We start from the raw sequence: 14,269 nt of genomic DNA on the forward strand, positions 1-14,269 counted from the left end.
TGTGTGACTATACGTCACACTGGTATAAACTCTTGGCATGGGCCTCGCTGTTCTTTGGAGCGACAGCATGTACCAAAGAGCCCATAATTCCTGAGCCTGAACTCTCAGGATTTACCATACACATGGACAAAGAAAACATCGTAGAATACCAAGAGGACGAACAAGGCATTTATCCCCACCTATACACGGCTTACCTCGTCATGGAGAACCTGCCCCCAAGCGAAAATACTATACATGGGCGGATGTTACTCAAGCTCAAATGGAAACACGAAACTTGATCTCAGCAATTACACGTTTATTTGTAAACATCCGATAATGAAAGCATGAAACCGGATACGATTCATTATCACAGAAATCCTTTATTGTTAGTCCACTGGACTGTTGGCGCTTATATAGCGCTAAAAAGGGACATTCATTAAATATAACAAAATTAGCCAACTAATTCATACACAAATTATTGCGAATTAGTTGGCTTTTTTGTATCTTTAGGTAGGGATATTCAGTAAATGTCCCTAAAAAACTCTTCTTTACTCATTGTTCGTTTCATAACTACTTTTTGCCTGCAAAGTAATAGAAGAATTTTCAGTACTACAATATGTACTTTATCGGATGCTTACAGAACTTCAGTTCCAAAAAATTCTGCTATTTGAGCCTGAACCAGCCAGACCCTTTCATCTTACATCCTTACTTCCAGCTTGACGGCTTCATCCGGCTGATATAATATGATTTCTCATTGTTCCATTTATTCTTATTTTATATTATCAAGTATTTCATTTATATTAAGTAATTTCCGCCGAATATCATAATTCCACTTTTTTTCTTGATTTTCTTCTTTTAACCATTTAGCTGCTTTTACCAGATAACTTATTGTCTTCTCTGAATTTACTTTATTAAAATATCTTATAGCTTGCTCTGCAAACGTTATTGCATGAAAAGTTTTTCGTTGGTCATTTTCATAACATTTATGTAAAATATTCATACTATCATCTAACATCCTCTCTGTTTCATTGGAAAATGGAACATCAATATTGGCTTCAAAAAGAATTATTGCATGAGAATTCCTAATAGAAAAGTATTTATTATTGGTCATCATCTTTGCTCGGTCAATCCAATCAAAAGCTTTCTGATACTGTTTTTTTGCGGCCAAATACAGTGCCCCTTGTTGTAATACATAAGGGTTTTTATAATCATATAAAAAAGCTTTCTCATAAAAAGAGACCCCATCTTTCCATCTTGGAAAAGCTTGTAATACAAGTTCTTTATCAAATGCGAATTTTTTAAATTTATTGTAACTACATATTTGAATTTGAGGAACATTCTCTACTACTCCATGCATTACCTCTGCAAGTAATTCTGTTTTTGAGTATCGCAAAATAATATCTGCAATATAGAATGAACGTGGATAATAATAATCAATATTAAATTCCGCTTCTTCCTCTTCAAATTCATTTAATAAATCACTTAATTTCTCTTTTATTTCATATACATACTTATAATCATATGTATTACTAAAAAAACTATAAGCTACTTCCATTGACAATGGAACCCTACAGTAATGCATATAAGCGCACAAAATTAAGAAAACAGCCAAATCCCTGTCATCTTCCTCCATTTGTGCTAAAATACTTTTATATCGTTCCTTAATATTCTCTCCTTTGATGTTACGAATTACAAATTCGAAAATCGAGTCTCTTTGATATTTATCGCTTTTTCCCTTTTGTAATGAATCACGCTTTACTTCAATAGGTAACATGTTATAAACCTCTTGAACATCATTATCAGATAATTCTGTAACATTTATTATCTGATAATGATCTTCTGAAAAATAATTACTAACAGTTTCAAAACTATGACTTCTATCTATTCCAACCAAATTTATATTAGCAGCCTTAGATAGAGCAATAAATGCATCAACTTCATCTGTAAAATTTTCTATAAATATTAAAGCTTTTTGTTCTCCTAATATTTTCAATATATACTCAGATTTAGTCTTTGTTAAATCATTAAATATAAGTTTTGTATCATATCCTGATATTTGATAAGCTACTTGCATTATCAATGTTGTTTTACCACTTACTGGCGCACCAATAACTAAAGTATGTTTATGTGGATTATATATAGCATCTTGGATTATTTTAAAATAAGATGTTTTAAAGATATTATTGCTCATTATATCTCCCCAAATTGGTGGCATACCTTTAAAAAACTCAACAATAGGTCTTACCATTTGTTTTTTATGACTTGTTGGAACAAGATTAGCTTTAAATAACTCTCTTAAGGTATTCTGAGCAGAATTTTCTACATTTTCTATTGAAGTACATAGGTGAGGTAAATATTCTAAAAATTCTTTTATATCCGCAATTATAACATTAAAATTCATTGTCTCAAAATATTCAATCTCGTCATCTGTTGGATTATGTAGTATTATCCATTTTTCTTTTTGCACATCTTCAAAAGTATTTCGAGAAGTAAGAGCTTGAAGAGTAGAAGAATCATTCAAACTATATCCTATAAACAACGTTGGATACTTTTCAACAGAATGTGATACATAATTCCATATTCTAGGAACATTACTATATATATTAGCTAATGACGCCGTATCAAAAATATATGTATCCGAAACACTATCAACATTTCCATGTAAAGGCAAATAATTTATAGCATTTACATCAGGACTTTCTCCATTATCTCTTTGATCATTTATGAAATAAAGGGAATTCTTTGCTATAATTTGAGGTATCAAATTATCAATATTAGTTGTATATATAGATTTTATTTTAACTAAATTGAGATTCTCATATATACTTGGAACATAAGTAACTGTAAAGCGTTCTGTTAAATATGCTCTAAATTTAAGTTGTTCTTTTTTTTCAAGTATAGTGCATAATCTAGGCAAATCACACATATTTTTACCGAACTCATTATTAAGTTCTGCCAACAAATTAGATGCTAAAGGTAAAGTTCTGTCCTGTTTATCTTTGGCCAAAATAGAGAAGCCTGCACCAGCAAATATATTAATCCCTGTCTTCAAAGCCATAGATAAAGAATTTTCATTCGCTATTTTCATAAACAAACATTTTAGAATAATTTTATTATATCATTTTTTTACAAAATACAAATATAAAAATATTAGACTTAAAATCGAACTATTGATGAACACTTAATTCATTAATTCTGTTAATAATAAATTCGCTATAATTCCCAATATTATTAACATATTGTTGCTTTTTCTATAAAGTACGATGTACAAATATTGTGAAAGCAGATAATGCTCTATATCATTCACCAATTTGGAAATAACAACGAGTAGACTTTTTATAATTTTATGTTTTGCAAAAAAACAAAGATTATAGTATTAAAGGCCAAACTCTTTCTTTATTATTTGGATGGTAGAAACGGCTCTGCCTGTCAGCTTAGCCACGTTACGAATAGAATAGCCTTTCTTCAACAAGGCAATAGCTTCCTTGTATTCTTCTCTTTTCCGTTCAAGGCTTTTCTTGCTTCCTATATTTCTACCCAAACGCCCACCTTTTTCGATGTAAAGGGCACGTCCACTGTTTAAGCGATCAAGTATGCCCTGACGCTCCATTGCTGCCAGTTCGCCAAGCAGCGTGGTAATGAGTGAGGACAAAGGATTTACCGTCTTGTCCGGCAAAAGCGTTTCAATGTTCAGGTTTTGTATATACACACTGACCTTATGGCAGTGCAATGTATCAAGAGCCTTCAGCAGTTCCAGCGTAGAACGGCCAAGACGTGAGATTTCGGTAACGAGCAACATATCCACCTTGTTTTGCGGATTGGTACAATACTCCAGACAATTGAGCAATACTGGACGGTCAAGGTTCGCCTTACGTCCGCTTATCTTCTCCTCAAAAACCGTACACACCGTATAACCCCTATCGATTGCGAACTTGCGAAGCTCTGTAACCTGCCTCTCGGTAGACTGTCTGGCAGTCTGAGAACTGACACGTGAATAGATAACCACATTCATTGCTTTTGTTTATTTTCTTCTTTTGCTATCACTTTGCATACCTTATCCACCTCTTTTAATGAAGGCATAATTGCCGGGTCTATCCATGTAAGAAAATCACTAATCATCCTATACATATCCCTCACATAGGAGAAATCGCATTTCCTATTTACGAAACATATCGGCTCGTTATGGTTGATGCGGTTGCGCAGTTCGCGAACCTGCACTATTATATCGTTAATTTCCTTGCGTCCATACCCGTAAGGTAGCTTCTTGAAAATCTGACAAGGGACACCAGCCAAAAGCGCATAGTGGTGCGTTTCGTAAAAGCTGTTCCAAAACCCCAAGGTCTGTTCGGCTATTACCCTACCAGTCGTAACCTTAACACCCCTATCGGCAATTTTCTTTTCTGCTTTCAGAATTTCCTTCAGTATATAGTCATTGATCATTTTTTTCTTTGTCCGCTTGTTCGTATATGTCAGGGAAGGAGCAACCATGAATCCGGTCTTCTGATTGATAATCCAATTTCCATCGGAGAAATGGTGTGCCAACGCATAATGCAACTGGTTGCGCAATATGACCTCAAAGGAAGACAGCAATGGATGAAATGCCTGTGCAATCTTCATATTGGCAAAATAGAGCATGACTGCCTTGTTCTTATTGCGGTTGGTCGCCCTATAATATTTAGCGACCCTCGAATTGGAATATAATCTGACTACTTTTTTATATTTCATTTTGCATATTCAAGTAAAAAACATACCTTTGTATCGTAATGCTTGGTAAAGCCTCTGTTATCAAAACACGTAACCAAGTCAAAGATATACCCGTTCATCAAGAACGGGTTTTTTCGTTTATGACCGTCCCATTCGGTTTACCCCACAAATATACTGAAAAAAATCAAAGAATTTATTTGATATACAAAAAAGTGTACTAAATATATGCTTGTAGATTTATTTCAGTACATTTCAGAAATCAGTACAGAATCAACAAGAGACATTGATTCATTCAGCATACTTTCTTTTTAAAAACAACTCCTATACACCTCTACCACATAAATCATGCAACAGCTTTAAACAATCTAACTGTATATTCTGATAATTATTATCAATCTCCCTATTAGTAGTAAGCTTTACAATCGGAAGCGGTTTTTCATCTAAAATAAATCGTTTAAACCGGGTCTTTATTCTCTTTACATTAGAATCTCCAGCCGATAAAATAAATTCCCCTGTTTCCAATTCTACAAAAGTCTTACTATCGTAAACTTCCTCTTTCTGCTTACTGGTAGTAACACTGCTATTACTTCGGCCAGAACTAGATCCTGCAGACATACTTTTTTTCACTTTCTCTTCTTTGCCAAACATCAAAGGATATGTTTTCAACGCTTCAGGGTCTTTTGTTCGGCCAATAAACAAATTAGCACAATTGGCAAGAATCGATGATCTGTCTTCCTTTCCGTACAATTTATCAAACTTAGTAATAGATTGAGTCAATATAAGAAAACAAGCACCAAACTCACGCAAAACACTTGGCATACCCTCAAAATCATTTACTTTGAATGTTGTCATTTCATCTAGTACAAAAGCAAACCTTACCCTGTTGCCGAACTTAATACGACGCGAAGCAATAGGAACCAACATCGCAACTATTGGAGAAATGATACCTTGCAAAGCGTAGTCATTACTGACTGCAAACATCTTAGGCGCTTCCGGGTCAACCAGGTCAAAAACAAAGTCATCACCCGTTAAGACATAACAGATGTTCTTGTTGGTAGCGATGCCAGCCAACATATTATTCAATGTAAAGATGATAGAACTCTGTGTTTTGTCGCTGCCAGCAGAACCCAGAAAGCCGGAAGCCATCATAGAAGCACTCGTATCATTACGCAGAAAAGTAGTAAGTTCTTTAGGAGAAGCCATCAGAGTAAACGCAAGCATATGCGGTAAGGTGCAGTATTTTTTATAATCACCCTCAAAATGATAGAACACGATGGCGATACCACGAAGCAAACCCAATGCGGCCTGAAACCATTCATTCTCCTCAGCTTTCTTTGACTTCATCGCCTGAAGAAAGTCATCCATTGCCTGAAGAAGCGCTGCCTCCGTAGTGATCACACGCTTATCCAAAATATTGAACCGGTAGGTACGGTTCATATCCGTAAAATTAACATAGTAAAATTTATAAGGATAGCCGTATTTCTGCATCAGATTCCAAGCTGTCTGAGTATAGTCGTAATTTTTAAAATCATAGATAAATCCCGCCCAGCCAAACTTAATAAATTGCTCTATGATCGGCTTGCCGATGGAAGCAGTCTTACCACTACCAGCACCGCCCAATACCAAAAAATTATCTCGTGGATAATAAAATTCTAAAGTACCTGACTCACTTTCCAGTTTAAAAATGTCTTCTCCCTCTCGAGGGTTAGATTTCGGTTTAATAAGTCCATAGACAAAATAACTACTAATAATAAATATTGAATATGGTACTAAAAGATATAAGGTCTTAGCGACACCCATAACTGATTCAAAGAACCATGAAACAGACAATAAAGCAACAGAACTTAGTAGTATATAAAAAAATATATTTTTCCATCTTTTAGTAAACAGCCTGATGCACCATAGAGCGATCAAAACTGCTGAAATAAATAAACATTCAACAAAAATATAATTCATATTACAGACTCATTTTCTGATAAAATATTTTTAATTTTTCTCATTAAATATAAGCTAAGAGCTTTTTTTGAAGGATGAATGATCATGTTTATTTTTTTCACTCCTGACAATAACTTGCGTTCTTCATACATATCTTCCATAACTTCATGCAGTATTTTATTTTTTATCTGAGATTTATATTTTCCATGTACTGAATGTTCATAAAAACGTTCATCAGCAGTATAAGCATATCTAAATTTATTACTAAAATGTTCAAAACATTCGACTTGCCATTTCCTCATATTAAAACCATTCTTTACCTCTTTCCCATTAAGTAAATTTGTATTTCCTGTACTTTTCGCTCTTGGAGATAATGCAATGGTTTGAGTTGCATCCATACGAGAAACAACGACATGTGCATGCAAGTTGAGACCTTCTTTCAGCTGGCCTTTTTCTTTCAATCCAAGACGTACTTCTTCATCCTTATAAGAATAATGCCGAAATTCCTCAATCCTTCCAAAATAAATAAGATCTTCAACGTTCAAAGTCCGTTCTCTATTAAAATTCCTGGCGTATATATCCATGCAATCCCGAACATAATTTCTAAACTCAGCAAAGACTTTTGTCTTTTCTTCATTTGTTAACTCGGCCAGATCCGTTACTTTTTTCCCGGTAGTCAGATACACCAAATGAGCAATTTCTTTTTGCGAAGGATTGTATGATAATGAGTAAAATTTCTCCTGATTCTTTTTTAATGTCTTTTTATTATTATCTATTTTTTCAATTACCTTACTCAAACTTACATGATCCTCATGTTGTGAAAAGTATTGCTTATTATCGTCTGATTCTTTATTCAGATAGTTTGCCAATTTAACACAACTGCCAGCATTAACAGGCAACTTTAGCTCATTTTTTTCTAACCTATCTAATTTGCTATACATTAGAAATTGTCTTAATTTTTTCAATAAGTAGGTTTCTATACTCACGTGGAAGAATAAGATTCCCTTTTGCGTCCTGACTCAAATTATTTTCAGATAATAATTCGGCAACAGCTTCTATAACATCTTGTATTTTAGTGCTATTCTTCAAAGAAATAATATCACTCTGCAATTTTTGTATAATATTTTCTTTCTCTTTTAGTTCTTTTGCTAATGTCTCATTCAACTGAATAAAACGGTATATCTCATCTTGGTCAAAGGCTTCTACGACTTCAGGATTATTAGTTAAATTACCCGATTTTAAGCCTTCCAGAGCATGTACCATTACATCAATCTTGTTCGTTTCTATATTTCGCAATATTTTAATTACATCATCCATTCTCTTATATAGAGCAGCGGACGTTTCACCAATTGCCTTATTAATGGTTGCTACTGGTGGAACCTGCCCAAGCTTTGGTTCAACTCCTGTCATTTCAAAATAGGCAATCATCTGTTCTATATAAGAAGAATAAGTAGATCTTTTCTTTTGAAAGTCTAATCTTTTTTTTACTTCACTATTTATTTTAATAGATTTCAATTCACCTGTCATTTTCTACTTCTATTTATTTGCAACAAAGGTAGTTATTATTCTATACTCTACCTATTTTCTACCTATTTTTAATATAATAATTTATAAACTATTGAATTATAGATATTTATAGAAATCAATGAAAAACATATTACTACTATTTAAATATTTGATTTTTAAGTATTTAATATAAATTATTCTACCTATTTTCTACTTATAAAAAATATATATACTTATATCTATTTGATTATTAACGCTTTGCGTTAAATGTTCACAACTATGCGTGAACTCTTCTTGCTAATCACATTACACTCCGTTCCATTTCCCTTACTGGGAAAGCTACCATTAGGGAAGAATGATTAAAAAATATTTACATAAAAACACGAAAATCTGTATGCACACGCACGCAAAAGAAAGGCTCCTAAAAGAAGAGCATCAGAATACTCGAAAAACAACAAATGACTACAGCTTTCAAAAGACGCTATATAGGCTTGCTTTCGCTCTGATTGAATTTTCTCCGATCATTCGAGGTATTTCTCACCAAAAACAAAAAAGTTCCTAAAACGGCTTGAAAATGCCTTATCTGAATTTCTCATTTATTTTTCCCTATTTGTGTTTTTTGTTGAGAAATCATTTTTTGCAAGGTTTTTTGATTTTTGGAGTATTTTTTTTGTTGATTTTGCTATATCTTTAGCAGCAATGAGTTTAGAATATTCTTTAGCTAAAGCTAGGGGAAATTATTCATTACAAATATGTCTTGATTTTCAGATAATTACAATTTTACGCTCACGTTTTTGGGGAACGCTCACGCTTTTAGGGAAGTTACGCTCACGTTTTTGGGGAACGCTCACGCTTTTGGGGAAGTTACGCTCACGCTTTTAGGGAAGTACGCTCACGCTTTTGGGGAAGTACGCTCACGCTTTTGGGGAAGTACGCTCACGCTTTTGGGGAAGTACGCTCACGCTTTTGGGGAAGTTATTTTTATAGATGTTCATATATTTTTTTAGCTTCCTTTATTTTCAGAACGTTAACATACCTAAATCGTATTTCGATATTTTAAAACCACATTTAACAAATTGATAAATACTGCAATAATAGCTGGAATACACGCTCACGCCATTTTTTATTTTTCATGCACATTTATTTGCACGAAAAAAAATAAAGCCTTATATTTGTCTCAAAATAAATAATATGAATACTTCTAAAACTGGGAAAAAAGAAAAAGAAGCTTTGATCAAAAGGAATAATTCTGCTCCAGATTTTCCTTCAACTCTAATTTTAAGTAGAAGCCAAATGATTGTCGAAAGATATATCCAAGAGTATTCATATAATTTAGAAGACTATATTCAGAATCGCAGAATACTGACTGTCAATATTGACATCCAAACTTTAAGAAATTGGTATCCTACCAAACATTGGAAAAAAGATCTTGAGAACACATGCCTTTATATGATGAACGCACGAAAAGGCATTTCAGCAAAAGGTGGATTCGAATTATATAGTTTACTAACATTTGCAGAATTAGATGATACAGGATTACATGTAAATGTTGACCCAATGGTATTGCAAAAATATATAATAGCATCTAATACACCAAATACATTGATAGATTTTGGATTGTCAAATAAATTCAAAGGAGCATATACCCACGAATTTTATTGGTTAACTTGCCTACATGATCAACCAAGTTCTGGATATAAATTTGACCTTACACCTGAATGGATTAAAGATAAATTCGGAGTTAAGTATCAAAACAGTAATATTAAATTACAAATAATCATACCTGCACAAAAAGAAATAAAAGAACTTTACGACAATAGATTATGTCCCCGCTACTTTACGTTTGAAGAAGTAAGACAAGTTGTAGGAAAGTGTACTAAGATTGTTAAATGGGAATGTACCATTCATAATGAGAATAGAGAGGATAAACGTAAAATAGAAGCAAACAAAGCATATAGGGATATAGACCTATTTCTCACAAATAATCTGCCTAAGTACCGAATAAATATATTGGAACAAATAAGGCAGTTTGATACAGAACAAATTATTAGAATTTGGATGAGATTAAATAAATTTGAAAATTCGGATAAGGAAAAGATTCGCAATAAAACGGCCTATTTAATTTTTATTCTTGACAAGTATGGAGTTTCGGCCAAACAGAAAAAGAAAATTGCATCGTCTATAAGCTCCGCACCTCTGTTTGAAAAAGAAGAAAAGGATACAGTAGCTGGTATTAGCTATTGGAATGAATGTTTAAAGCATATAGACGAGAGTCCGAATACAAGCAAGGAAGTTAAAGATCTCTTTAAACAACTATATTTTTATTCATATACTGAAGAAGAAGAGAATTTTATTACATTTCAAACTTCCAAAGAATGTTATACGGCCATAGAAACCTATTTTACAGAGGTCTTTGCCGCTGTTCTCCAAAGATATTTCCCATCTCCTATAAAAGTGTTTTATAAAGTTCGCTAATGTTTTTATGTATGGAATTTGAAAATTACGATATTATCCAACTACACCACTTACTAGACAAATATGTTTACTCCCAGGTTAACTATGAAAATGAGTTGAACCGCAAAACCATAAAAACCAATATAAGTTGGAAAGAAATTCTTCCATTTCTCCATTGTCCCTCTTTAATCGAAGCAAAAAAACAAATGAGAGAGGCTTTCTATTGTTATGCGCAGACCTTTGTTACTATTTATACAGAAAATGATTTTTTTTCTTCATATCCTTTAGTCGTAGATGTAGATGCGACTGATTTTGGAATCATGATAGAGCATAATACAATAGCACTTAAACATTATCTTAAGCACTTTGATAAAAAGGTCGAAATTTGGAATCGGTTTATAGAAAACCTTTTAACCCTACATTTAAAATCACCTGGAAGAGTCATATACTCGTACTTGTGTCGTGGATATGAGAATACTATATCGATGGAGATATTAAAAAAGGATTTAGGTTCCACTTTGTCTAATCCACAGTTCCTATATCGAATTATCAGACCTATTGAAGCTGAAATTTTATCTCTTTATAATAAAAGATTAATACCTTTTTATGTGAAAGTAGAAACCCAAAAATCAGCATCAGGATCTGGTGGCCGTCTGCTTGGAGTTACTTTCAACTTTATTGATGAGGTATCCTTAATAAGACAAACAAAATTGTTACCTGAGTATTTAGAGTATCTAGAGGAACAATTACTTTGCATATATCCAATGGAATACCCTTTCCTTATGGAACAAATAAAAGAAATGCCCACTGCCGTTATTGAAAAACTCCATAACACTATCAAATACATAGGTGCAGATCCTGTAGCGTATGAATTGCCCATTGCCAGAGTTGTTAAAACAAAACTTGAAGAAGATTTTAACATCAAATTCTCTTAGTGCAATCTACCTATTCTTAGGTATATCTAAGAAGTCTAAATTGCATAGAAGTACCGCCATTTTCAAAGTTCAAGGCAACAAATAGGGAAATAAAGACATCAAATTATTATATATCAGTTTTACATATATGGAAATTTGATGTCTTATTACATCATTAATTTTCACAGATAAAAAAAGAAATGATTGGATTCTGAAGCCCTCTATATGTGTCTATAGAGTTATTTTCTAAAGCCTGTTTCACCATGTAAATAAGCCGTTCATCATCAGGTCTGCACATGGCTTCGTCAAACTCAACTATCACATGAAATTTCAGTTCTATAGGTTCCGGAACTTGTTCCAATTCACTGGCAAAACATTCAAATAACCGGTGATACTCTGCCCATTGAGAAGTTCCAAAAATATACTGGCCAATATAAGCATTAATTTCACTTGTCGATAAATGAGCATCTAATACATTGCCGGTTAGCTGTTCTATAGCCTTAATTTTGGCTTTCTTGCCGGCATATTTTCGTCTCGTCCTCATAGGTACGTGCGGTTCTCCATAAGCTATAATCAGCTCAGATTTTGAGCCGGCAACTTTATAAACTCCATACTTTACTTCCATATTACTTTCCCTATCTATGTAATTAACTAAGTAGCACCACAGTTTTCTCCGAATGCTCCAGATGGCAATGTCCATTCTTCAGCAACCGGTAAAATAATTGCTTGGTTATAATTGTAAGATGTTGCGAGACGTTGTAACTCCGGAGTGATATTCTTATACACACATCCCATTGCTATTAATTCCGGTAAGCTTAGTTCTCTTTTTAAAGTATATCCAAAATCCCGCTCCAACTTTATTATTCTACTTATCTGTTCCAGACTGATACTTGCAGCACTGGCAAACTGATTTTTGTTGCCAAAGATACTAAATTTGCAGGAACATCTCCTCCATCCCATGTAATAACATGGATGTACTCTTATCCGGTATCGCTTTATAATGTCCCACACTTGTTGTTCTTTCCAGTCCCGAATAGGACGAAACCTATCAACGTGCCTAATAAAGCACTTCGCATTTCGAAGGTCTGCGCGATCCGGCTCAAATATATTATATTTAGCCCTCGCCGCCGACTCCTCTCCTCTTTCACCGGATAATACTAATGTGCGGATGCCCCGAAAGCGTTACTGATTGATGATGGCCGATGAACAAACATCGATCTTCAGATAACTGGAGCACCACCTTACTTTTAAATCTGGAGAACATTGTGGAAATTTACACCTGATAGACAACTTTCCACGTTGACCACCTGTTCTATCTATTCCACCATATGGCAGCTCAAAGCAATTAGGAGCTGTGAGACTATTCTTCCTCACCAGTTCCCGGTAAAATCCTCCTTCTTTCCACTGGAAATAAATAGCTACGCCAAAAGCTTCAGCAAAACGCCGGCAATAATCAGGAGTTATTTCCCAATCAAAAAAAGTCTTTTCCCGGCCGTCTATTTCCTGATGCCATAGCTCTATTCGCTCAACAGGAACTCCATGTTCAAGGAGATACAAGAAAGTAGCTGTACTATCCTTTCCGCCAGAAAAGCTAACAATATATTTATCGTAAGACACAAATCTATATAATATGATTCACCATATTCATTTTTTCACATGCTCTTTTTCTGGTAATATAACCTCAAGGCATTTAAGCTCTTTCAAAGCCCCGAACGCTTTTAATAGATTTTCAACACAACGGTCTTGTTTCCTGTACTTCTCCTTTAATGCAGCGTTTTTATTAATCTCTTCGATATAACGATTATTTAATTCCACAAAATGAGAAATTAAATATTGAATTGCCTTAGTGTTGGTCTTTGCGCCGATTAGCCCCTTTATCCTGAATAATTCCTTATATTCTTCTTCATCCAATCTTAATGTAAACCTTTTCTTATCATTCATATCCGCATTATCTTAACTTAAAATCACTTTCGTTCATTCATATTAAACTGTACAGAATGTGGGGATATAAAACTATCATGCCACTTTTAGAAGAAAGGACTTTCTTTATCATCACCTTCGGAAAAAGCAGCAACAATACGCTGTTGCTCTTTTCGAAGTTCTTCTTTTGATATGCAATCAAAAGTAATAGGCCTTATATCAAGAGTTGTGTTTTTACCCCATTTAATAGTGTATGTTCCTTCAAATGTTTTCATAAATATCCTTTTCTTATTACTATTTTTTTCTTTTCGGTTGCTCGGAAGCTAATAGAACTGTAGAATATTGTGGTAGCCCGAAGGCTACCAGGTTATCTATTTTTTATTAACAGAAGTATGAAGTGAATTATATATTTGGGCAAACTTTTTTCTCTGCTCTTTATCAGTGATGGAACTCACAAACTTGTGCATAACAAGTTTTTTCCTATCATCCCATATAATACGAGCTTTATCTACACCTTCTACAAACATGATATGAGGGTATTTACCCCATTGCCTTAAAGTACCGTTGTCTATCAATACTTGAATTTCTTCTGGCATTATATCCTTGTTGCAGTCAATGCGTCTTATTTTGCTTTCTTCACGTTCAATTGCCATTTTTGTTTTTTCAATTTCTTTTTCCATATTAAAAAGAACATTATTCTGCTTATCCCAACGTTTCATAGTTGAAGCGCCGTTTTTCTTATCATTAAGGGGTTGCCCGTTAGCACTTCTTACATCTGCAAAATGCTCATTCAATTTCTCATAAAACTTTGCTTGTTTTTTCTCTAAAGATGCTTTCAAAATATCTAATCTACTCAT

The 14,269-nt window shown here is 33.8% G+C and carries 15 protein-coding genes and 1 pseudogene; 3 read left to right on the plus strand and 13 right to left on the minus strand.

Going from position 1 to position 14,269, the window contains the following annotated elements; translation table 11 throughout:
- Positions 1 to 122: 122 nt before the first annotated feature.
- Positions 123 to 278, plus strand: coding sequence for a hypothetical protein (locus tag H8S52_RS01335; protein WP_186909220.1), 156 nt, complete (start codon positions 123 to 125; stop codon positions 276 to 278).
- A gap of 34 nt (positions 279 to 312) precedes the next feature.
- On the opposite strand, the pseudogene H8S52_RS20130 reads toward H8S52_RS01335, so the two are convergent.
- The 7 genes and pseudogenes from H8S52_RS20130 to H8S52_RS01365 all read right to left on the minus strand — a co-directional run.
- Positions 313 to 423, minus strand: a pseudogene (locus H8S52_RS20130) (IS66 family insertion sequence element accessory protein TnpB); the annotation flags it as partial.
- 325 nt (positions 424 to 748) lie between these two features.
- A complete protein-coding gene (locus H8S52_RS01340) occupies positions 749 to 3,067 on the minus strand; it encodes an SIR2 family protein (protein ID WP_117742222.1) in 2,319 nt (772 codons plus the stop codon).
- Positions 3,068 to 3,355: 288 nt separating this feature from the next.
- Positions 3,356 to 3,991 carry a recombinase family protein gene (locus tag H8S52_RS01345; RefSeq protein ID WP_186909221.1) on the minus strand — a complete coding sequence of 212 codons (636 nt, stop codon included), beginning with the start codon at positions 3,989 to 3,991 and terminating at the stop codon, positions 3,356 to 3,358.
- Positions 3,988 to 4,704, minus strand: coding sequence for an Abi family protein (locus H8S52_RS01350; protein WP_186909222.1), 717 nt, complete (start codon positions 4,702 to 4,704; stop codon positions 3,988 to 3,990). Before H8S52_RS01350 ends, H8S52_RS01345 begins: the two co-directional genes overlap by 4 nt.
- A 300-nt stretch (positions 4,705 to 5,004) precedes the next feature.
- A complete protein-coding gene (locus H8S52_RS01355; RefSeq protein ID WP_255469950.1) occupies positions 5,005 to 6,639 on the minus strand; it encodes a type IV secretory system conjugative DNA transfer family protein in 1,635 nt (544 codons plus the stop codon).
- Positions 6,636 to 7,559, minus strand: a complete 924-nt coding sequence (locus H8S52_RS01360) for a DUF5712 family protein (RefSeq protein WP_117742277.1) — start codon at positions 7,557 to 7,559, stop codon at positions 6,636 to 6,638. Before H8S52_RS01360 ends, H8S52_RS01355 begins: the two co-directional genes overlap by 4 nt.
- A complete protein-coding gene (locus H8S52_RS01365; RefSeq protein WP_186909223.1) occupies positions 7,552 to 8,145 on the minus strand; it encodes a BfmA/BtgA family mobilization protein in 594 nt (197 codons plus the stop codon). Before H8S52_RS01365 ends, H8S52_RS01360 begins: the two co-directional genes overlap by 8 nt.
- 1,170 nt (positions 8,146 to 9,315) lie before the next feature.
- On the opposite strand from H8S52_RS01365, the gene H8S52_RS01370 reads away from it, so the two are divergent.
- Together H8S52_RS01370 and H8S52_RS01375 are read left to right on the plus strand one after the other, a co-directional pair.
- Positions 9,316 to 10,599 carry a hypothetical protein gene (locus tag H8S52_RS01370; protein WP_117742275.1) on the plus strand — a complete coding sequence of 428 codons (1,284 nt, stop codon included), beginning with the start codon at positions 9,316 to 9,318 and terminating at the stop codon, positions 10,597 to 10,599.
- An 11-nt stretch (positions 10,600 to 10,610) separates the two neighbouring features.
- Positions 10,611 to 11,513 carry a hypothetical protein gene (locus H8S52_RS01375; RefSeq protein ID WP_186909224.1) on the plus strand — a complete coding sequence of 301 codons (903 nt, stop codon included), beginning with the start codon at positions 10,611 to 10,613 and terminating at the stop codon, positions 11,511 to 11,513.
- Between the two features lie 154 nt (positions 11,514 to 11,667).
- On the opposite strand, the gene H8S52_RS01380 is transcribed toward H8S52_RS01375, so the two are convergent.
- The 6 genes from H8S52_RS01380 to H8S52_RS01400 all read right to left on the minus strand — a co-directional run bounded on the left by H8S52_RS01380 (position 11,668) and on the right by H8S52_RS01400 (position 14,269).
- Positions 11,668 to 12,117: a hypothetical protein gene (locus H8S52_RS01380; protein ID WP_117742273.1), complete on the minus strand. Its 450-nt coding sequence runs from the start codon at positions 12,115 to 12,117 to the stop codon at positions 11,668 to 11,670.
- 26 nt (positions 12,118 to 12,143) lie between these two features.
- Positions 12,144 to 12,662: a phosphoadenosine phosphosulfate reductase family protein gene (locus H8S52_RS19865; protein ID WP_370527536.1), complete on the minus strand. Its 519-nt coding sequence runs from the start codon at positions 12,660 to 12,662 to the stop codon at positions 12,144 to 12,146.
- Positions 12,663 to 12,674: 12 nt separating this feature from the next.
- Positions 12,675 to 13,109: a hypothetical protein gene (locus H8S52_RS19870; RefSeq protein WP_255469951.1), complete on the minus strand. Its 435-nt coding sequence runs from the start codon at positions 13,107 to 13,109 to the stop codon at positions 12,675 to 12,677.
- Positions 13,110 to 13,136: 27 nt separating this feature from the next.
- Positions 13,137 to 13,433 (minus strand): hypothetical protein, encoded by a 297-nt coding sequence (locus H8S52_RS01390; protein WP_186909225.1) that lies wholly within the window; start codon positions 13,431 to 13,433, stop codon positions 13,137 to 13,139.
- A gap of 86 nt (positions 13,434 to 13,519) precedes the next feature.
- On the minus strand, positions 13,520 to 13,687 hold the full coding sequence (locus tag H8S52_RS01395; protein ID WP_181979038.1) for a hypothetical protein: 168 nt from the start codon (positions 13,685 to 13,687) through the stop codon (positions 13,520 to 13,522).
- A gap of 96 nt (positions 13,688 to 13,783) precedes the next feature.
- Positions 13,784 to 14,269 (minus strand): hypothetical protein, encoded by a 486-nt coding sequence (locus H8S52_RS01400; protein WP_186909226.1) that lies wholly within the window; start codon positions 14,267 to 14,269, stop codon positions 13,784 to 13,786.

The sequence above is a fragment of the Bacteroides sp. NSJ-48 genome (genome assembly GCF_014287405.1).
Classification (GTDB): domain Bacteria; phylum Bacteroidota; class Bacteroidia; order Bacteroidales; family Bacteroidaceae; genus Bacteroides; species Bacteroides stercoris.